This is a genomic window from Desulfobacteraceae bacterium (genome assembly GCA_022340425.1).
GTDB lineage: Bacteria > Desulfobacterota > Desulfobacteria > Desulfobacterales > JAABRJ01 > JAABRJ01.
In genome coordinates this window covers 1-19505 of sequence record JAJDNY010000203.1, presented here as the reverse complement: position 1 = coordinate 19505, position 19505 = coordinate 1, and the positions used below count along the sequence as shown (strand labels likewise).

At 61.9% G+C, this 19505-nt stretch carries 14 protein-coding genes and 2 tRNA genes; 10 read left to right on the top strand and 6 right to left on the bottom strand.

The annotated features are described in order from the left end of the window. Positions 1-214: 214 nt before the first annotated feature. Positions 215-290 (bottom strand) — tRNA-Phe (locus LJE63_17615). 439 nt (positions 291-729) lie between these two features. On the opposite strand from LJE63_17615, the gene LJE63_17610 reads away from it, so the two are divergent. Then, positions 730-1701, top strand: coding sequence for a PilZ domain-containing protein (locus LJE63_17610; protein MCG6908425.1), 972 nt, complete (start codon positions 730-732; stop codon positions 1699-1701). A gap of 25 nt (positions 1702-1726) precedes the next feature. Here the strand turns inward: LJE63_17610 and LJE63_17605 are convergent, their stop codons facing one another. Next, the gene (locus tag LJE63_17605; GenBank protein MCG6908424.1) at positions 1727-2467 is read right to left on the bottom strand and encodes a 16S rRNA (uracil(1498)-N(3))-methyltransferase; all 741 of its coding nucleotides are present in this window, start codon (positions 2465-2467) and stop codon (positions 1727-1729) included. Positions 2468-2592: 125 nt separating this feature from the next. Between LJE63_17605 and LJE63_17600 the strand changes: the two genes are divergently transcribed. The 3 genes from LJE63_17600 to LJE63_17590 all read left to right on the top strand — a co-directional run bounded on the left by LJE63_17600 (position 2593) and on the right by LJE63_17590 (position 7982). Beyond that, a complete protein-coding gene (locus LJE63_17600) occupies positions 2593-3834 on the top strand; it encodes a hypothetical protein (GenBank protein MCG6908423.1) in 1242 nt (413 codons plus the stop codon). Positions 3835-4243: 409 nt separating this feature from the next. Continuing rightward, complete coding sequence (locus LJE63_17595; GenBank protein MCG6908422.1) at positions 4244-6904, top strand: valine--tRNA ligase; 2661 nt, start codon at positions 4244-4246, stop codon at positions 6902-6904. A 106-nt stretch (positions 6905-7010) separates the two neighbouring features. Continuing rightward, positions 7011-7982, top strand: a complete 972-nt coding sequence (locus LJE63_17590) for a rhomboid family intramembrane serine protease (GenBank protein MCG6908421.1) — start codon at positions 7011-7013, stop codon at positions 7980-7982. A 146-nt stretch (positions 7983-8128) separates the two neighbouring features. On the opposite strand, the gene LJE63_17585 is transcribed toward LJE63_17590, so the two are convergent. Continuing rightward, the gene (locus LJE63_17585; protein MCG6908420.1) at positions 8129-9040 is read right to left on the bottom strand and encodes a diguanylate cyclase; all 912 of its coding nucleotides are present in this window, start codon (positions 9038-9040) and stop codon (positions 8129-8131) included. Positions 9041-9414: 374 nt separating this feature from the next. Here LJE63_17585 and lepA point away from each other — a divergent pair, with 374 nt between their 5' ends. The 3 genes from lepA to LJE63_17570 all read left to right on the top strand — a co-directional run bounded on the left by lepA (position 9415) and on the right by LJE63_17570 (position 13266). Beyond that, on the top strand, positions 9415-11211 hold the full coding sequence (lepA, locus tag LJE63_17580; GenBank protein ID MCG6908419.1) for a translation elongation factor 4: 1797 nt from the start codon (positions 9415-9417) through the stop codon (positions 11209-11211). Between the two features lie 219 nt (positions 11212-11430). Beyond that, entirely contained in the window at positions 11431-12717 is a 1287-nt protein-coding gene (locus LJE63_17575) for a 3-isopropylmalate dehydratase large subunit (GenBank protein ID MCG6908418.1), read from the top strand. Positions 12718-12741: 24 nt separating this feature from the next. Further along, positions 12742-13266, top strand: a complete 525-nt coding sequence (locus LJE63_17570) for a 3-isopropylmalate dehydratase small subunit (GenBank protein ID MCG6908417.1) — start codon at positions 12742-12744, stop codon at positions 13264-13266. Between the two features lie 153 nt (positions 13267-13419). On the opposite strand, the gene LJE63_17565 is transcribed toward LJE63_17570, so the two are convergent. From LJE63_17565 to ndk, 3 genes are read right to left on the bottom strand one after another with little or no spacing between them, the layout of a single operon-like run. After that, on the bottom strand, positions 13420-14262 hold the full coding sequence (locus LJE63_17565) for a fumarylacetoacetate hydrolase family protein (GenBank protein MCG6908416.1): 843 nt from the start codon (positions 14260-14262) through the stop codon (positions 13420-13422). Next, on the bottom strand, positions 14259-15062 hold the full coding sequence (locus LJE63_17560; GenBank protein ID MCG6908415.1) for an RNA methyltransferase: 804 nt from the start codon (positions 15060-15062) through the stop codon (positions 14259-14261). Before LJE63_17560 ends, LJE63_17565 begins: the two co-directional genes overlap by 4 nt. Before the next feature lie 38 nt (positions 15063-15100). After that, the gene (gene ndk, locus LJE63_17555) at positions 15101-15517 is read right to left on the bottom strand and encodes a nucleoside-diphosphate kinase (GenBank protein MCG6908414.1); all 417 of its coding nucleotides are present in this window, start codon (positions 15515-15517) and stop codon (positions 15101-15103) included. Between the two features lie 412 nt (positions 15518-15929). On the opposite strand from ndk, the gene hisS reads away from it, so the two are divergent. The 3 genes from hisS to LJE63_17540 all read left to right on the top strand — a co-directional run bounded on the left by hisS (position 15930) and on the right by LJE63_17540 (position 19196). Beyond that, the gene (hisS, locus tag LJE63_17550) at positions 15930-17219 is read left to right on the top strand and encodes a histidine--tRNA ligase (protein MCG6908413.1); all 1290 of its coding nucleotides are present in this window, start codon (positions 15930-15932) and stop codon (positions 17217-17219) included. 14 nt (positions 17220-17233) lie between these two features. Continuing rightward, on the top strand, positions 17234-19024 hold the full coding sequence (aspS, locus tag LJE63_17545) for an aspartate--tRNA ligase (protein MCG6908412.1): 1791 nt from the start codon (positions 17234-17236) through the stop codon (positions 19022-19024). A gap of 96 nt (positions 19025-19120) precedes the next feature. Continuing rightward, positions 19121-19196, top strand: a tRNA-Asn gene (locus LJE63_17540). The last annotated feature ends 309 nt before the right edge of the window (positions 19197-19505 follow it).

Here is a 19505-nt window from a genome sequence, read left to right as displayed (position 1 = left end):
AGGTCTGTGGGGAAGGCAATGCGGCCGCGGGACAGAGCCCGTGGCAAGATTTCCGAAAACGATGATTGAGGGGATATTTTCCCCATTTCATTATTATCGGATTGCAGAGCTTGCGAGGGGGACCGTCAGGCCAAATCCTTGTACAGTCCTTGTACAAAATCGATTTCACAAAGAAAAAGGGTTTAGCTAAAATTTGCTAAACCCTTAATTTCATTGGTGCCGAGGGACAGAATCGAACTGCCGACACGGGGATTTTCAGTCCCCTGCTCTACCGACTGAGCTACCTCGGCAAAGAAACGGTTTTGTTGTGCGAGGCCATCCATTCTGAGCGGTCTTGGCAGGCCTACGCCCCGAAAAGTGGATTGCATATATACCGAATTAAAAAATCCTGTCAAGGGTTTTTGCGGCATTATCCGGGCCCCCAAAGGGTTTTGAAAGCTTTGCAGAATAACGAATTTACGTCTGTTGCGCCCCTTTGAAAAGACCGCCGGCTTCAAGGGGCGCCCCCTTCGCGGCGTCGCCCTGCAGGCTTTAATTGGGAAAAACCGAGGCGAACCGTCTGTCTTCGTTGCTCTCGGCGCTTCCCCGCTGGCGCTGTCTTGGGGAAAACCAGGGCCCGATTGGGTGTCCACTTAATTAAACGTAATTTAAAAAAACAATCAAAAAGAATGGGATGCTATCCGATGAGTAGATAGACTTTACAAACTATGCCCTCGAGGAAGACGGTTCATGAAGCGCATATTGATCGTTGACAGCGATGCCGAGTTGCACGATTCTTTTTCTCACCTGCTGAAATCGCACGGAAACCACTTCAAGGGTGAGTTGGCGCCCAGCGGCGAGGAGGCACTGAGGTTGATCGAATCCAGGCCCTTCGATCTGCTGATTACCGATCTTGCGTTGCCGTGTATGAGCGGCCGGGAGCTGCTGGCCTATGCCCAGCAAAAACACCCCGAGCTGGAACTGATCGCCATGCGTGACCCCCGCAAGGGGGTCAACGGCTTCGATGCCGCTTCCCTTGGGGTTGCCGCCCTGCTTGAAAAACCGCTGGACGTCTCCGGTCTGGCCGAAAAGATCTTCACCAGCTTGGGCATCAACTGCGGCGGCCAGGTTCGCGGCATCAGCCTTTCCTCATTTCTTCAGATGTTGGAACTCGAGGAGAAAAGCTGCACGTTGAGGGTTTCCGAGGATAAAAGGGTTGGCTCCCTCCACATGCAGCATGGGCAGCTGGTGGCGGCCGAAACCGGCGACCTGCGCGGGGTGGATGCCGCCTACAATATCATCGGGTGGGATCAGGCGGCGATTGAAATCGACTACATTCCGCGCAAGTGCGAGCGTGAAATCCAAGAATCCTTGATGAACATCCTGATGGAGAGCCAGCGGCGCAAGGACGAGTCCGAAAACCAGGAACGCGACCTGCGGCGTTTCCCGCGCTTCAACTGCATGGTGGCGGTGGACTACGATATCAACGACTGGTCCTGTCAGAATTTTGTACGCAACATCAGCTTGGGCGGCGCTTACATCGAAACCCAGGACCCCATCACGGTCGGGGAGACCATCCAGTTGAATTTTTCATCGGCCAACCTCCGCAACCATCTCAGCGTCAGCGGCAAGGTGGTGCGCCGGGATGCCAACGGGTTCGGGGTTCAGTTTGAGACCCTCGACCTGCAGCAGATCGAGATGGTCAAGTTGTTGATGAAGTGAGCCTGGGCCCGGGCGGCCCTGGGATTCAGCCGAGATCGCCAAAAACAAACTGCATGAGGGTGCAGGCGGCCAGGGTAGCGGTTTCAGCCCTGAGAATCCGGGGCCCGAGAGAGGCGATCGCGAACCCGGCCGAGCGTGCCTGGTGGACTTCGGAGGCGGCAAAACCGCCTTCGGGTCCCAACACGATCATGACTTTCTTTAAGTCGGATGGTGTGGCCGGGAAGCAGTTTTTCAAAGGCGTGCTTTCTTCCTCCCAGAAGAGCAGTTTCAACTGGCAGTCGGTGGCAAGGGTGAGGGCGTCTTCAAATCTTAGGGGGGGGTGGATGGCGGGCGGCTGACCGCGGCGGCATTGCTTGACCGCCTCATGGCTGATTTTCACCCAACGCGCCACCCGGTGCTCCAAGCGACCAGGGTCGGGTCGGGGGATTGCGCGCGACGAGAAAAACGGGACCCATTGGGTTGCGCCCAACTCCGTAAGCTGGCGGATGAGAACATCCATCTTCTTGTCCTTCAGCATCGCCTGGGCGACGATGATCTCGGTCGGCGGTTCGGTCTGGTGCAGCTTACGGCGCATGATCCTGACGCTCACCCCGTCGGGGGTGATGGCTTCGATTTCAGCCGTATAGGCCATTCCCGTGCCGTCGAAAAGTTCGATCGGCTGGCCGGGCTTGAGGCGCAGAACGTTTTGCACATGATGGGCGTCCTGGCCGGTCAGGGTTGGTGAGGCCGATGCCGCCTGGGCGGGGGTGATAAAAAACCGTCTCATAACCGGTGGTGTATAAGGAAAAGGAATTTCCCTGTAAATCTTTTTTTGACGATTGGGGCGGAATCCGAATGGTGGGTGCCTCAATTTAATTCAGATTAAAAATCAATTAATTACAGGAAATCGTGATGACCTATCAATTTAGCGGCGACGAAGCCGAACAGGCAGAGGTTGGGATGGCGAAGCGGATGAAGTCGGACGCGCCGGGAATCCACGAAGACGGGCGGCCGGAGTCGATGATAGAATTCAACGGGATGGACGACTCAGCGATCGATGATGACGTAATCGAGCTTACCGATGTTTTCAGCATACCGGAGGACGAGCAAAACGGCATCATTGAGCTGACCGAAATGGCCGCTGAAGAGGAAGTTTTGGATACCCCGGAGCCTCTGACACCGACCGAAGTCGACCCCGCCGCGGGGGAGGCTGTGGCCCAGGACCCTGGGCAGGAAATCCTGGAGCTGGCCGACCAGGCGACAGCGCCGGGCGCGTCATTTGAAAACCAAGATCAAGAACCCCGACCCGAGGCCTCGCTTCTATCCCCATCACACACCGGATCGGCCAATGCCGGCGGGTTTTCCGCAGCCGGGGAAAACGCGGCCTCTGCTGAAGACGAGCTGCTGGATTTTGGCGACCTTGACTTGGGCAGCGCGGACCTTGACGCGGACTCGGCATCCGGGCTGGAAGCGGACGATGCGCCGGAGGAGGCGCTCTTTCTGGAAGACCAGGATTTGGTGGACTTCGCCGACCAAGCCCAGGCGGCTGCGGGGGGCTTCGCTGGGGAGGAAGATGCGGCAGCGGCCCAAACCGGCGGCGAAACCCAGGGCCTGCTGGATCTGGAGGGCCTTGCGACGCCCCCGGGAGAGGAGGCCCTGGAAGACGATGAATTTTCGGGTATCTTCAACGATCCGGCCAGCGGGGCAAGCGCCGCCGCGGAGCCGGCTGGGCTGCCGTCGGATGACGGTGAACCCCAGGGCCGTGGAGATGTCGGCCCTGAAATCGCGGCCCCGGCCTTCCAGGAAACGGTAAAAACCCCGCAAGAGGCCGAGCCACCGGAAGCGGGGACCGGGGAGGAGAAATTTATCCTGGGCGCGGGTGGAATCAGCATGCGGGAAAAGGCAAACGGTTCGGTGCAACAGGTCATGCCGGTCGCGGCCGCTGTTGCGGCGGCCCCGACCTACGCAGCGGCGGGCGCCTCGGTGGTTTCGGCCGAGCAGGTCGAAGCCGCGGTGGAACGGGTGGTGCGGCGCATGTTTTCCGACAGGATCGAAACGATGCTGATGGAAGTCCTGGAGAAGGCGGTTAACGAGGAGATTCAACGCATTAAGAAGGCCCTGCTCGCCGGGTCGCCGGAAAACGACACCCGCTGAGCCGGGGTGCCCGGACCGTCGGGTGGGAAGTCGCCCTAAAAAATAGATCTTGAATTGAATCGGGGATTATTGAATAATCCCCGATTTAAGTTTGACGGCAATGCCCAATGGCCGGGTTTCGCGCCAACCGGGGCCTCAGAGTGGCGCTGCGTAATTTCGCAATCCTGTCGTCGGACGGTGGTTTTTTTCCCCGAACCCCTGGTGTGGTGGAGGGAGAGGGCCGCACAATCTTAAAGGGCCTCGGCAAAAAATAATACCACATCTTGCTGGTCTTTTGGCTCGTCCTCGGCGTTACAACCGCCGGCACATATCTCGATATGCGCCAACGGATGTGCCTTGATGACGAACCAAAATCCTTCCCCATATTGTGGAATTATTTCTTACCGCGACCCCAACGCGAGGACCCGATATGAGTTCACATCAGATGGACAAGGGCTACGAACCCCACGAGGTCGAAAAACACTGGTATCGTTTCTGGGAAGAGCAGGGGCTTTTTGCCGCCGCAGAGGACAGCTCGCGGCCCGCATATGCCATTGTGATACCGCCGCCCAACGTCACCGGCGTTCTGCACATGGGGCACGCCTTGAACGTCACCCTTCAGGACATCCTCTGCCGCTACCGGCGTTTGATGGGCGACAACGTCCTGTGGATGCCCGGCACCGACCATGCCGGGATCGCCACCCAAAATGTGGTGGAAAAGAAACTGGCCGCCGAGGGACGCAACCGCCATCAGCTCGGCCGCGAAAAGTTTATCAAAGCCGTCTGGCAGTGGCGCGAACAATACGGCAGCGCGATCATCAACCAGCTCAAGCGCCTGGGGGCCAGCTGCGACTGGGAGCGGGAGCGCTTTACAATGGACGAGGGGCTTTCGTTGGCGGTCCGCAAGGTCTTCGTCACCCTTTACGAGCAGGGACTGATCTACCGCGGCAGCTACATCATCAACTGGTGCCACCGCTGCCACACGGCCCTGGCCGATCTGGAGGTGGAGCACGAAGAGATCGACGGCCATCTCTACCACATCCGCTACCCCCTGGCCGGCGCTAAGGGCGCTTTGGTGGTGGCCACCACCCGGCCGGAAACCATGCTGGGGGACACCGCCGTGGCGGTCAACCCCGAGGACCCGCGCTATGCCGACCTGCCCGCCCAAGTGGTGACGCTGCCGCTGATGAACCGCGAGATCCCCATCATTCGCGACGACTACGTCGACAAGGCCTTTGGCACCGGGGCCCTGAAGGTGACCCCGGCTCATGACCCCAACGACTTTGAAATCGGCAGGCGCCACAATCTGCCCAGTGTCAAGGTGATCGACGACAACGGGCTGATGTCCGATGAGGCCGGACGCTTCAAGGGACTGGAGCGTTTCAAGTGCCGCGAGGAGGTGGTCAAGGCCCTCAAGGCCGAGGGGCTGCTGGAGAAAATCGAGCCCATCCGCCACAGCGTCGGACACTGCTACCGCTGCAAAGAGGTCGTCGAACCGAATCTCTCGCTGCAGTGGTTCGTGAGCGCCAAACCACTGGCCGAAAAGGCAATGGCGGCCGTCCGCGACGGGCGAACCCGGATCATTCCCGAAATCTGGAACCAGACCTACTTCGATTGGCTGGAAAATATCCGCGACTGGTGCATCTCGCGCCAGATCTGGTGGGGGCACCAAATCCCGGCCTGGACCTGCCGCGACTGCGAAGGGGTGGTGGTGGCCATGGCGGCCCCGGAGCAGTGCCCCGCCTGCGGCAGCCGGGCCCTGGACCAGGAGACCGACGTGCTCGACACCTGGTTCAGCTCCGCCCTCTGGCCGTTTTCTACCATGGGCTGGCCGGAGCAGACCCCTCTGCTGAAGACCTTCTACCCCACTGCGGTGCTGGTCACGGGCTTTGACATCCTGTTTTTCTGGGTCGCCCGGATGATGATGATGGGGCTGCAGTTCATGGAGGCTGTGCCCTTTCGGGACGTTTACGTGCATGCCCTCGTGCGCGACGAAGAGGGCAAGAAGATGAGCAAGTCCAAGGGCAACGTGATCGATCCCCTGACGGTCATCGAGCAGTACGGCACCGACGCCTTTCGCTTCACCCTGGCCGCCTTCGCCGCCCAGGGGCGCGACGTCAAGATGTCCGAAAAGCGGGTCGCGGGCTACCGCAACTTCGTCAACAAACTCTGGAATGCAACCCGCTTGGCGCTGATGCACCTGGACCACGGTTTTCCGGAAATCGCGGCAGCCAACCGCTCCCTGCCGGACCGCTGGATTCTCTCGCGCCTCAGCCGCGTGCGCACCAGTGTGCGTGATGCCCTGGACGGATATCATTTCAACGATGCGGCCAGCGCCCTCTATCAGTTCGTCTGGCACGAGTTCTGTGACTGGTATCTGGAGGCCGTCAAACCGATCCTTTACGGCCACGAGGGCGAGGCCCGCCAGGCGGCGACGCTCAGCGTGCTCTGGAACGTCATGCGCGAAACCCTGCTGTTGCTCCACCCGATCGTGCCCTTCGTGACCGAAGAGATCTGGCACCGTCTACCGGGGACCGAAGGCTCGATCATGCAGGCCTCGCTGGATGACGGTTCGCCCGGGCAGCGCCTTTTGCCGGACCCGGAGGCGGAGAGCCAGATGGACCGCGTAGTCGGGGTGATCACCGCCATCCGCAACATCCGTGGAGAGATGAACATCCAGCCGGGGATGGCGCTGGCGGCGGCGGTGCAGTCCGAATCGGCCGATGTGCGCGCGACCCTGGAGGCCCACCAGGGCCTCGTCAGCACGCTCGCGCGCCTGAAGACTTTCGAGGTCAGCCAGCCTGGTGAACGGCCCAAAACCGCGGCGACGGCCATCGTCGCGGACGCAACCGTTTTTGTCTCGCTGGAGGGGATCATCGATTTCGCCGCCGAAAAGGCGCGCCTGGAAAAAGAGATCCAGAAGGTCATCAAGGAGTTGAACGCCGTATCGCGCAAGCTCAGCAACGAGGATTTCCTGGGCAAGGCCCCGGCTGATGTGGTCGAAAAGGTCCGCGGCCAGCATGCCGAACTGGTGGAAAAGGAAGGCAAGCTGCAGGCCAATCTGGAAAGGGTCGCGGCCCTGGCGCCCTGAGGGGCGGCCGCGGGCCGAGGCCCGCTGGCGCTGGTCCGTCTTTGCGAACCCCGCGCGCGCCGCGGAGGCGCCAACCGGGAAGGGGAATACACAGGGGGCGCAGCCGATGATCCCGATCCATGACACCCTCCGGTCCAGCACCTACCCGGTGGTCACCCACGCGCTGATCGGCGTCAATCTGGCGGTATTCCTCTTTCAAATGACCCTCGGGCCGGAGCTCGAGCGCTTCGTCTACTTCTACGGCCTGGTGCCGGCACGCTACTCGGTCCCCCGCATCGCGGCCTACTTCTCGCTGGGTCAGCAGCTGTTCGCACTGCTGAGCTTCATGTTCTTGCACGGGGGCTTCTGGCACCTGCTGGGCAACATGTGGTCGCTCTACATTTTCGGCGACAACGTCGAGGACCATCTCGGCCCGCTGCGCTATCTGGGGTTCTACCTGCTCTGCGGCCTGGTCTCGGGCTTGACCCACATGCTGCTCAACCTCGGCTCCAACGTTCCCACCATCGGCGCCAGCGGCGCCATCGCCGGCGTCATGGGCGCCTATTTCCTGCTGCACCCGCGGGCCCGGATTCTCACCCTGATCCCGATTTTTTTCATTCCCTACTTCATCGAGATTCCGGCCTTCTTCTTCCTGGGCGTCTGGCTGTTTTTGCAGTTTCTGAATGCTGCCGGCAGCCAGGCCGGCATGACCGGGATCGCCTGGTGGGCCCATATCGGCGGCTTTATCGGCGGCATGCTGCTGGTCAAGGTGCTGGACCAACTGCCGGTCACGGGGGTTTCGCGGCGGGTGCGGCAGGCGGCGGCCAAAAAGCGCAGCTACCACCTGCAGGTCATCCACCCCTCCGGGACGGCCAACGACCCCAACCTCTTCGGCGAGATCACGATAACCCCTTTCGAGGCCGCCACCGGCACGGACAAACTGGTCAATATTCCCTGGGGGTTTCAAAAGCGCCTGTTCCGGGTCGCGGTGCCGCCGGGCATCCACGAGGGCAACACTCTGCGCCTCAAGCAAATAGGCCGCCAGCTGCCCGACGGCCGGCGCGGCGATCTGCTGCTGAAGGTCCGCATCCAATCCTGAGGAAGCGGTAAAAAGTCAATATTTGGGATGGTGGTGTAGAAGTCCAAGTTGCGGCGCGCAAATCTCCAGGAGTGAGGCCTACCACTTTACGCCGCAGCGACTTCGAGATGCAGCGCAACGCGGAAATTGGACTTTATACGCCGCCATCATTTTTGGCGGGCGGGAATGGAGGTGACCTTGTTGCGGCCGCTTTGCTTGGAGTGGTACATGGCCTTGTCGGCGCGCTGGATGAACTGGGTGAGGTCCTCTTCGGGCTGGAACTGCGTGACCCCGATGCTGATGGTGACCCGTACCTGCTTGCCGGGCGCCGGTTCGAAAACCGACGCCTCGACACTGGTGCGGATGCGCTCGGCCACCGTCACGGCCTCCTCGCAGTTGGTCTCGGGCAGCAGCACCGTGAACTCCTCGCCGCCATAGCGGTAGGCCGAATCCATGCGCCGCAGGCACGACCGAATGATGGCGCCCAGGCGCTGCAGCACCTTGTCGCCCTCCAGGTGGCCATAGGTGTCGTTGTATTCCTTGAAGTGGTCGATATCCAGCAGAAGCATCGACAGGGGGTGCTTGTAGCGGTTGGAGCGGTTAACCTCCAGCTCCACCTGGTTGTAGAAATAGCGCGAGTTGTGGAGGTTGGTGAGGGCGTCGGTGATGGCCAGTTTCTGGAGCTTTTTCAGCATCTGGGCCCGCTCCTGGGTCAACTGGCGCTCTTTGAGGACGCGCTTCAGCCGCAGAAGCAACTCCTCGAACCGCACCGGCTTGAAAACGAAGTCGCTGGCACCTTTGCTGATGGCCTCCTCGTAGGAATAATCCCCGCTGAAACCGGTCATCACGATGACATCGGAATCGTAGTCGATCTTGATCAGGTCGGTGAGTTCCAAGCCGTTGATGCCGGGCAGCATGATGTCGGTGATGACCACTTGGATGGGGTGGTTTTTCAGGACTTCCAGGGCATCCTCCGCGCTTGCCACCGAAAAGGCTTTGTAGCCCACCATTTCGACGAATTCGTGCATGGAGTTGCGGATGGAGGCGTCGTCGTCGACGATGAGGATGTTGGTGACCATAAAAGACGATCCGTTCAGCGGGCCCTGCGGCGCCCATCATGCGGTTGACAGGTTCCTCGGGAATCTGATAGGAAGACGCATTGTTTTTATGCGTATAACTTCACTTCCATATCCGTAATGCCTTTTTGTGTCAACCGGCTTTTCCGCCGCCGCTGCCACCCGAAGTTAGGGTCGCGGCAAGAAATAATTCCACAATATGGCGAAGGATTTTGGTTCGTCGTCAAGGCACATCCGTCGGCGCATATCGAGATATGTGTCGGCGGATGTAATGCCGAGGACGGGCCAAAAGACAAGTAAGATGTGGAATTATTTTTTTGCCGGGGCCCTTATCCCGACCGTGACGGTCGAGCCCGTCGCAAGCCATCCCGAACTGCATGAAAAATATTAGAAATTTCAGTATCATTGCCCATATCGACCATGGTAAGTCGACCCTTTCGGATCGTCTCATCCAGGCCACCGAGATCGTGTCAGCGCGCGATTTCCAGGACCAGATCCTCGACTCCATGGACATCGAGCGCGAGCGCGGCATCACCATCAAGAGCCAGACGGTCTGCCTGCCTTACACCCGAAAATCCGGTCAGACCTACTTTCTCAACCTGATCGATACCCCCGGGCATGTGGATTTCACCTACGAGGTGTCGCGGGCCCTGGCCTCCTGCGAAGGCGCGCTCTTGCTGGTGGACGCCAGCCAGGGGGTGGAGGCCCAGACCCTGGCCAATCTCTACCTGGCCATGGAACACGATCTGGAGATCATCCCGGTGATCAACAAGATCGATCTGCCCTCGGCCGACATCGAGCGGGTCAAGCAGCAGATCCGGGACGACCTCGGGTTGGACCCCAAGACCGCCCTGCTGGTCTCGGCCAAGGAGGCGATCGGCATCGACGGGGTCCTGGATGCCATCGTCGACCAGTTGCCCCCGCCCAAGGGCGACCCCGAGGCGCCGCTGAAGGCCCTTATCTTCGACTCCCACTACGACCCTTTCCGCGGCACCATTGTCTATTTCCGGGTTTTTCAGGGCAGGATCAGCCCCGGCGACACCATCTGCTTCATGTCCAACGAGGCCACCCACAAGGTGGAGGAGGTGGGCATTTTCCAGATCAGGCGGGTGCCCCAAAAAACGCTTTCCGCTGGTCAGGTGGGCTACATGATTGCCGGTATCAAGACGGTCAGCGACACCCGCTGCGGGGACACCATCACCCACCGCAAGGCGCCCTGCGATGCGCCCATGCCGGGGTTCAAGGAGGCCAAGCCGGTGGTTTTCTCCTCCATCTACCCGGTGGCCTCCGACGAGTACCCGGAGTTGGCCGAGGGGCTGGAAAAGCTCAAGCTCAACGACGCGGCCCTGATCTACGAAAAGGACTCCTCGGCAGCCCTGGGATTCGGCTTTCGCTGCGGCTTCCTGGGCCTGCTGCACCTGGAGGTGGTGCAGGAGCGCCTCGAGCGCGAGTTCGACCTCTCCCTGATCCTCACCGCCCCGTCGGTGCAGTATCAGATCACCATGAACGACGGCAGCGAGCTGATCATCGACAACCCCGCGCTCTACCCGGACCCCAGCAAAATTGCCACCACCCGGGAGCCGTTCATCAAAGCCGCGATCATCGTTCCGGAGCGCTACATGGGCGCCGTGATGAAGCTTTGTCTGGATCGCCGCGGTACCAATACCAACTACCAGTACCTGACCAGCAGCCGCCTGGAGATGTTCTTCGAGCTGCCGCTGGCCGAGGTGGTCTTCGACTTTTACGACAAACTCAAGTCCATCACCCAGGGCTACGGCTCTTTTGACTACGAGGTGATCGACTACCGTGAAACCGATCTGGTCAAACTGGACATCCTGATCAACGGCGAGAAGGTCGATGCCCTCTCCCAGCTGGTCCACCAGGACCGGGCGGTGGAGCGGGGGCGGATGGCCTGTGAAAAGCTCAAGGACGAGATTCCCCGCCAGATGTTCAAGATCGCCATTCAGGGGGCCATCGGGGCCAAGATCATCTCACGCTCGACGGTCTCGCCGTTTCGTAAGGACGTGACGGCCAAGTGCTACGGCGGGGATATCTCCCGGAAACGCAAGCTGCTCGAAAAACAGAAAAAAGGCAAGAAGCGCATGAAGATGGTGGGGCAGGTGATGCTGCCCCAGTCCGCCTTCTTGGCGGTGCTCAAAACCCACGATGACTGACAGTTCCGCAAAAAACCCAATTTCCGCGTTGCGCTGCACCTCGAAGTCGCTGCGGCTTACATAAGTACGCCTCACTCCTCGATGCTTGCGCGCCGTAATTTGGCTTTTTTACGAAACTGTCAGGTTTTTGACTTGCCCTTCATCATAAATTGGGGTTTCGGCAAAAACAATTCCCCATCTTGCCCGTCACCGGCGAAATGCCCCACAAGGAAAAATGGCATGGGAAAGACCATCGCTGAAAAGATCTTCGACGCCCACCACGTGGACAACCCTTCCGAGGACATCCACGTCATCCGGCTGGATGCCGTTTTCTGCCACGAGATCACCACCCCGACGGCCATCGTCGATCTTCAGCGCCGGGGCAAGGACCGCGTCTTCGACCCGAACAGAATCAAAGCGGTGATCGATCACGTCACCCCCGCCAAGGACGCCAAGACCGCCGCCCAGGGCAAGACCCTGCGGGACTGGGCGCGGCGCCACGGCATCCGCGATTTTTTCGACATCGGCCGCAACGGCATCTGCCACGCGCTGTTTCCCGAGTTGGGCTTCGTGCGCCCGGGTTACACCGTCATCATGGGAGATTCCCACACCTGCACCCACGGCGCCTTCGGCGCCTTCGCCGCCGGGGTCGGCACCACCGACCTGGAGGTGGGCATTCTCAAGGGGGTCTGCGCCTTTCACTACCCGAAAACGATCAGGGTCCACATCAGCGGCCGGCTAAGGCCGGGGGTCTTCGCCAAGGATGTGATTCTCTCGGTCATCGGCCGCCTCGGGGTGAACGGGGCCACCGACCGCGTGATCGAGTTCGTCGGGCCGGTGGTGGCCCAGATGAGCATGGAGGCCCGCATGACCCTCTGCAACATGGCCATCGAGGCCGGCGGCACCTGCGGCATCTGCCTGCCGGACCAGACCACAGTAGACTACCTCTGGCCGTTCATCCAGAGCGACTACCCGGACCCGGCGGCGGCGCTTGCGGCCTTTCGTTGGCTGTACTCGGACCCCGATGCGGTCTACGACGCCGTCATCGACCATGATGTGACCGATCTCGCCCCCCAGACGACCTTCGGTTTCAAGCCCGACCAGGTCAAGGCGGTGGCGGAGATGGCCGGCACCCTCATCGATCAGGTCTACATCGGCTCCTGCACCAACGGCAGGATCGAGGACCTGCGGGTGGCCGCCCGGGTGCTGGCCGGCCGGCGGGTCCACGACCGCCTGCGCGCCATCGTCTCCCCGGCCACCCCGGCGGTCTTTCGCCAGGCCCTGGAAGAGGGGCTGATCAAAATTTTCATGGATGCCGGCTGCTGCGTCACCAACCCGACCTGCGGCGCCTGCTTGGGGATGAGCAACGGCGTGCTGGCCGAGGGCGAGGTCTGCGCCGCGACCACCAACCGCAATTTCAACGGGCGGATGGGCAAGGGCGGCATGGTGCATCTCATGAGCCCGGCCACGGCTGCGGCCAGCGCCGTCGCCGGGAGCATCGCCAACTCGCCGCTCTTCCAGGATTGAGAAGTTTTCAGGGGGGAATTTGAGATGAAAAACTTCGACGGCCGCATTCTTTTTCTGGACCGCGCGGACATCAACACCGACGAGATCATCCCGGCCCGCTATCTGACCGAAATCGCCAAGGAGGCCCTCAAGCCCCACCTGTTGGAGGACCTCAGTTTGGAGGGCTTCGACCCCGCCCGGGACACGGCCGGAAAGGCCGCGGTGGTCGGCCGCCGCAACTTCGGCTGCGGCTCCTCGCGCGAGCACGCGCCCTGGGCGCTGGAGGTCAACGGCATCCACCTGGTGATCGCCGAGAGCTTCGCACGCATCTTCCGCCAGAACATGTTCAACTGCGGCATGCTGGCCGTTTCGCTGCCGGCCGCGGTGATCGCCGAAATCTTCGACCGCTTCGCCGGTCGGGAGACGTATTTGAAAACAGATTGGGACAACACAAGCTTCGAACTGGTCGCGGGCAGTGATGTGCTCACGGTCCCCTTCAGGCTGTCGGCTTTCGAACGCGCCCTGGTGGAGGCGGGGGGATGGTTGGAATATGCGGACGGCCGCTATTGATCCTTTTGCCAAAAGACCAGCTGGGGCGCCGCACTTGATCACCTGATCACCGAGCGGGGCTTCACGTGCGCCCGGCCGCGCCGGAGCCGCCCGGAAACGGCGGCGCGTCGCTATCGGGCCGGCCTCTTGGACGGGGCCGGCACACAGGGCGGGTCAGCCGGCCACCACGGGGTTTCGGAGGGCACCGATCTTCTCGATCCGGCACTCCACCAGGCTGCCGGCCGTCAGCAGGACCGGCGGGTCGCGGAAGATCCCCACGCCCGCCGGGGTGCCGGTGGAGATGACGTCCCCGGGCAGCAGCGTAATGTCCTCGCTGATGTTTTCGATCAGAAACGGGATGTCGAAAATCATGTCGCGGGTGGAGCCGTCCTGCATGACCCGGCCGTCCACCACGGCGGTCAGGCGCAGATTGCGGTAGTCGCCGATCTCGTCCGGGGTCACCAGCGCCGGGCCCATGGGGGCGAAGGTGTCGAAGGATTTCCCGCGGAACCACTGGGAATCGGCGAACTGCGCGTCCCGGCCGGAGACGTCGTTCATGACGGTGAAGCCGGCGACGTAATCCAGGGCCTTCTGGCGCGGGATGCGCTTGCCCTCGCGGCCGATGACCACGGCCAGCTCCACCTCCCAATCCACCTGACGGCTGCTTCGGGGCAGGACGATGGGGTCGACGGGGCCGTTTAGGGTGTTGCCGGTTTTGCAGAAGAGCAGCGGGCGCGCCGGGGCCTCGAAGCCGCCCTCCTTGGCGTGCTCGGCGTAGTTTTTTCCGAGACAGATGATCTTGCCGGGCCGATCCAGCGGGCAGCCCAGACGTATGCCGGTCGGGTCCAGGGCGGGCGCGGTGGTGCCGGCCACCTTGGCCGGCCAGTCTTCCCGAAAAAACCGCTCCCCGATGTCCGGAATCCCGGGAAACGCGGCCCGCAGGTCCACGATGCGGCCATCGATTAGGAAAATTCCCGGTTTTTCTCGGCCCTTGTCACCAAAGCGAACGAGTTTCATGGCGATGTCTTTCCGTTTGATGGTCTGCAGCCCGGTTCCGGCGGCACACCCGCGGCGCCCCGGGCGGTCTCGAGACCGTCGCGATAGCGCTTTTCGGCGTACCAGTCCACCTGGCGGCAGAGCCCGCGGATGATCGCGACTTCACCTGCGCGCAGCTGCAGCCGGGTGAAGAAGCGGCGCAGGTTGTTGAGCCAGTAGTCCGGGTTTTCGGCGTTGATGAAGCTGATGCGCACCAGGATCTCGCGCAGCTGATCGAACATCCCGTCGAGCTCGTGGCGGGTGGCCATCCGCGGGCTGAAACCGCCGCCCTGCGGGCGGCCGGCCCGGGCCAGCTCGTAGCACAGGACCATGACAGCCTGGGCTAGGTTGAGCGAGGAGAAATCGGCGGTGGGAATGGTAACCAGGCTGTGGCACAGGCGGATGTCTTCGTTGGTGAGGCCCCGGTCTTCGGGGCCGAAGACCAGCGCCACCTGGTTCTCGCGCGAGATGGCGATCAGTTCCCGCGCCAGCCGCGCCGGGGAGTCGATCACCCGGCGCTGGCCGCCGGTGCGCGCGGTGGTGCCGACAACATACTGAAACGGCGCCAGGGCCGTGCCGAGGTCCTCGAAGAGTTCGATCCGATCCACCACGTCAGCGGCGGCATGGGTGGCCAAGGCCCGGACTTTGGACAGGTCGAAGTTCTCCGGGGCCACCACCCGCAGCCGCCCGAGGCCCATGTTGCGCATGGCGCGGGCCGCCGAGCCGATGTTTTCGGGGTAGCGCGGTTTTTGAAGCACGACCGCCACGTGGCCCAGGTTCACCCGCTCGGCCGCGGCGGCCTTCTGATGGGCGGGGCGCTTCAGCCGACAATCTCCAGCTGGTTGAAGAAATAGGCGATTTCAAAGGCGGCGGTTTCGGCCGCATCGGATCCGTGCACCACGTTTTTCTCGATGTCGGTGGCGAAATCGCGGCGGATCGTGCCAGCCGCGGCCTCCTTGTAATTGGTTGCGCCCATCAGCTCACGGTTTTTCTGGATGACGTTTTCTCCTTCCAGCACCATGACCACCGCAGGCCCCGATGACATGAAATCGGTGAGGCTGTCGAAAAACGGGCGCTCCCGGTGAACCGCATAGAAGCCCTGCGCCTGGGGTTTGCTCATGTGGAGCATTTTCATGGCCACAATCCGGATGCCGCTGGCCTCGAAGCGTTTGATGACCTCGCCAATGACCCCCCGCTGGACGCCGTCGGGTTTGATGATCGATAGGGTTCTTTCCATGCTTGCGGGTTTCCTTTCGCTGCGTTCAAGATTCTGGGGGCGGCGGCTTTTGATAAGGTCGCCTGGGGGAGCCCGGAGCGGGTGTGCCCCAACTCCCGGCGCATTGACGCCCATCGGGCAATTCGGCTGACGGGGCCGCCGCCAAAGTGGGGCTGAAATACCAGAAGGGCCGATCCAAGTCAACATGCCCCGAGAGGCGCTTCGGTTCAGCCGCAGCGGCCCGAAGGGCGAGGGCTGGGGTTGAAAAGAGCGCATTATTGTGTTGACGAAACCGGAGGCGCTAGACTACACATCTCCATTTGATATGTGGCCGGCAGTGGCAAAGGGCCGGCGAGGCTCCGTGCGCCGGCGGGAACCTGCGGCCGCCCGGCCCCCTGGCGGGCGGTGCAACCCCACAGCAGAGAATGGTGACATGATCCAGCTTATCAGAGGCTTCAAGGACATTCTGCCCGGCGAGGTGGAACTCTGGCAGCACATCGAAAAAACGGCCGCTGCCCTTTTTGAGGAATTCGGGTTCTCCGAAATCCGCATTCCCATCATGGAGAAAACCGAACTTTTCGCCCGCAGCATCGGGGAAGACACCGACATCGTCGAAAAGGAGATGTACACTTTCCCCGACCGTAAGGGAGAGCTGCTGACCCTGCGTCCCGAGGCCACCGCCTCGGTGGTGCGCGCCTACATCCAGCATCGCCTCTACGCCCAGGACCCGGTGCGTAAGTTCTACACCATCGGCCCCATGTTTCGCCGTGAGCGGCCCCAGAAGGGGCGCTACCGCCAGTTTTACCAGATCAACGCCGAGATTTTCGGGGTGGCCTCGCCGCTGGTGGACGCCGAGCTGATTTTCCTGCTGGTGACCCTCTGCAGGCGTCTCAAGGTGACCGACGTCGCGGCCCACATCAACTCCCTGGGCTGTCCGGCCTGCCGGCCCGAATTCAAACAGGCCTTGAGCGCCTTTCTGGCGGGCAAGGCCGACCTTCTCTGCAGCGACTGCGACCGCCGCCGCGACCGCAACCCCCTGCGGGTGCTGGACTGCAAGGTGCCCGCCTGCCGCGAGGCGATGGCCGATGCTCCGTCGCTGCACGACTACCTGTGTCTGGATTGCCGCACCCACTTCGATACCGTCAAGGCCACCCTCGACCGGCTGGGTGTGGCCTACCGCGTGGACAAGCGGCTGGTGCGCGGACTGGACTACTACACCCGGACCACCTTCGAGATCCAGACCGGGGCCCTGGGCGCCCAGAGTGCGGTGGCCGGCGGCGGCCGCTACGACGGGTTGGTCCAGGCGCTCGGTGGCCCCGACCAGCCGGCCATCGGGTTTGCCATCGGCTTCGACCGCCTGGCGGAGATCGTCGGCCTGAACCCCGGCGATTTGATCCGCCCGCCGGACCTCTTCATCGCGGCTTTGGGGGAGAAAAGCCAGCAGATGGCATTCGACTGGATGTGCGCCCTGGGCCGCCAGGGGGTGCGGACCGAGATCGACTACGGCGACCGCAGCCTCAAGAGCCAGATGAAGCGGGCCGACAAGCTGGGCGCGCGCTACGTGCTGATCCTCGGGGAGCAGGAAGTCGCCCAGGGAAGCGCCAGCCTGCGCAACATGGCCACCCGCGACCAGTTGGAAGTCCCCCTGGAGCACCTGGTGGATACCGTTCGTGAAACGATTCAGCCCACAGCCGGTTTTCCCGGCGGCCCGCAGTTCGCCTGAAAGGAGTCAGTCCAGTGTCAGACAAATTGGGAGATATGCGAAGGACCCACCACTGCAACCAGCTGACCGCCGCGGACGTGGGGCGTGAAGTGGTGCTCATGGGCTGGGCCCAGCGCCGGCGCGACCACGGCGGGGTTATTTTCGTCGACCTGCGCGACCGCGAGGGGATCACCCAGGTGGTGTTCAACCCTGAAATCGACCCGCAGGTGCACGCCAATGCCCACGGGATCCGCAACGAGTTTGTTCTCGGGGTCCGCGGCCGGGTGGATCCGCGGCCGGTGGGAATGACCAACCCCAACCTGAAAACCGGCGAGGTCGAGGTCACCGTGGTGGAGCTCAAAATCCTCAACGAGGCCGAAACGCCCCCCTTTATGATCGAGGACAAGATCGACGTCGCGGAAAGCATTCGGCTCAAGCACCGCTACCTGGACCTTCGGCGCCCGGGACTGCAGCAGGGCATCATCACCCGCCACCGGGCGTCGGTTTCGGTCCGGGAATATTTGAACGGCCTGGGCTTTCTGGACATCGAAACCCCGGTCCTGACCCGCAGCACCCCCGAGGGCGCACGCGACTACCTGGTACCCAGCCGCGTCAACCCCGGCAAGTTCTACGCCCTGCCGCAGTCCCCGCAGCTTTTCAAACAGCTCCTGATGGTCTCCGGCTTCGACCGCTACTACCAGATCGTGCGCTGCTTCCGCGATGAGGACCTGCGCGCCGACCGGCAGCCGGAGTTCACCCAGATCGATGTGGAGATGTCCTTTGTGGGCGAGGAGGACGTCATGGCCATGGCCGAAGGCATGATGGCCAAGCTCTTTCGCGACGTTCTGGGGCGCCCGCTGGCGCTGCCCTTTGCGCGCCTTTCCTACGGCGAGGCCCTGGACCGCTATGGGCTGGACAAGCCCGACACTCGCTTCGGCCTGGAACTCAAAGACGTCTCCGACATCGTGGCGGCCTCCGGCTTCAAGGTCTTCGCCGACGTGGTCAAGGCCGGCGGCATCGTCAAGGCCCTCAACGCCAAGGGCTGCATCGATTTCTCGCGCAAGGAGATCGACGACCTGACCGCCTTTGTGGCCGTTTACCGCGCCAAGGGCCTGGCCTGGGTCAAGGTCCGCGAGGACGCCTGGCAGTCGCCCATCGCAAAGTTCTTCACCGACGCCGAGAGGGCCGCTCTGGCCGGTCGCATCGAGATGGCGCCGGGGGACCTGGTCTTCTTCGTGGCCGACCAGCCCAAAATCACCAACGAATCCCTGGGCCACCTGCGAAACCACCTGGGCGCCAGGCTGGGCCTGATCGACGAGAAGGCTTTCAACTTCCTCTGGGTAACGCGCTTTCCCCTGCTGGAGTATGACGAAACCGAAAAGCGTTACCAGGCCCTGCACCACCCCTTCACCGCGCCGCTGGAGGAAGACTACCCCAAGCTGGAGTCCGATCCCCTGGCCGTGCGCTCCCGGGCTTACGACCTGGTGCTCAACGGCTCGGAGATCGGCGGCGGCAGCATCCGTATCCACCAGCGCGACGTGCAGCAGCGCGTGTTTGACGCCCTCGGCCTGAAGCCCGAGGAGTACGAGGAAAAATTCGGCTTTCTGATCACGGCCCTGGAGTCCGGCGCTCCGCCCCACGGCGGCATTGCCTTCGGCTTCGACCGCCTCGTGATGCTGCTCTGCGGCCAGAGCTCGATCCGCGACGTGATCGCCTTTCCCAAAACCCAACGGGCCGCCTGCCTGCTCACCAACGCCCCTTCGGAGCCCGCCAAGGCCCAACTGGACGAACTCGCCCTTCGGGTCAAGGCCACGGTCGGGAGCTGACGGCGGGGCAGAAGGGCCTTTGCACCACTGGGCAAATCGCCCATTTTTCCCTTGACTTTTAAGGGGTGCTCGACTATTTAAGTGACCTTCATTCGATCCCCAGTAGCTCAGTTGGCAGAGCAAGTGGCTGTTAACCACTGGGTCCGCGGTTCGAGTCCGTGCTGGGGAGCCAACAAAATCAAGGGCTTAGAGGAATCCCTCCTTTAGGCCCTTTTTTGGTTCCAGCCCCATTTCCAACCTCGGCACTAAGTTCGCCCCTGAATTTGGCTTAAAATCGTTGAAAAGGACACCCTTCTTATTAAGACGATTGAGCCTCAATTCCAGGTTGGAAATATGTTTGGAAATGGTGGTTCCAGGTTGACCCCACTCTCTCCGCCCATCCGTTTGTAAGTGCCTACCTAACAAAGCTGGCCTTGTCGCAGCCCCATAGTCTGGGAGTTTACCCGAAATACGCCCAAATTTTTACCGGGCCGTTACATCC

What these genes read in the sequence shown, in the direction of transcription:
- LJE63_17610 (MCG6908425.1), top strand. Translation starts at nt 730, where the DNA reads ATGAAGCGCATATTGATCGTTGACAGCGATGCCGAGTTGCACGATTCT.
- LJE63_17605 (MCG6908424.1), bottom strand. Translation starts at nt 2,467, where the DNA reads ATGAGACGGTTTTTTATCACCCCCGCCCAGGCGGCATCGGCCTCACCA.
- LJE63_17600 (MCG6908423.1), top strand. Translation starts at nt 2,593, where the DNA reads ATGACCTATCAATTTAGCGGCGACGAAGCCGAACAGGCAGAGGTTGGG.
- LJE63_17595 (MCG6908422.1), top strand. Translation starts at nt 4,244, where the DNA reads ATGAGTTCACATCAGATGGACAAGGGCTACGAACCCCACGAGGTCGAA.
- LJE63_17590 (MCG6908421.1), top strand. Translation starts at nt 7,011, where the DNA reads ATGATCCCGATCCATGACACCCTCCGGTCCAGCACCTACCCGGTGGTC.
- LJE63_17585 (MCG6908420.1), bottom strand. Translation starts at nt 9,040, where the DNA reads ATGGTCACCAACATCCTCATCGTCGACGACGACGCCTCCATCCGCAAC.
- lepA (MCG6908419.1), top strand. Translation starts at nt 9,415, where the DNA reads ATGAAAAATATTAGAAATTTCAGTATCATTGCCCATATCGACCATGGT.
- LJE63_17575 (MCG6908418.1), top strand. Translation starts at nt 11,431, where the DNA reads ATGGGAAAGACCATCGCTGAAAAGATCTTCGACGCCCACCACGTGGAC.
- LJE63_17570 (MCG6908417.1), top strand. Translation starts at nt 12,742, where the DNA reads ATGAAAAACTTCGACGGCCGCATTCTTTTTCTGGACCGCGCGGACATC.
- LJE63_17565 (MCG6908416.1), bottom strand. Translation starts at nt 14,262, where the DNA reads ATGAAACTCGTTCGCTTTGGTGACAAGGGCCGAGAAAAACCGGGAATT.
- ndk (MCG6908414.1), bottom strand. Translation starts at nt 15,517, where the DNA reads ATGGAAAGAACCCTATCGATCATCAAACCCGACGGCGTCCAGCGGGGG.
- hisS (MCG6908413.1), top strand. Translation starts at nt 15,930, where the DNA reads ATGATCCAGCTTATCAGAGGCTTCAAGGACATTCTGCCCGGCGAGGTG.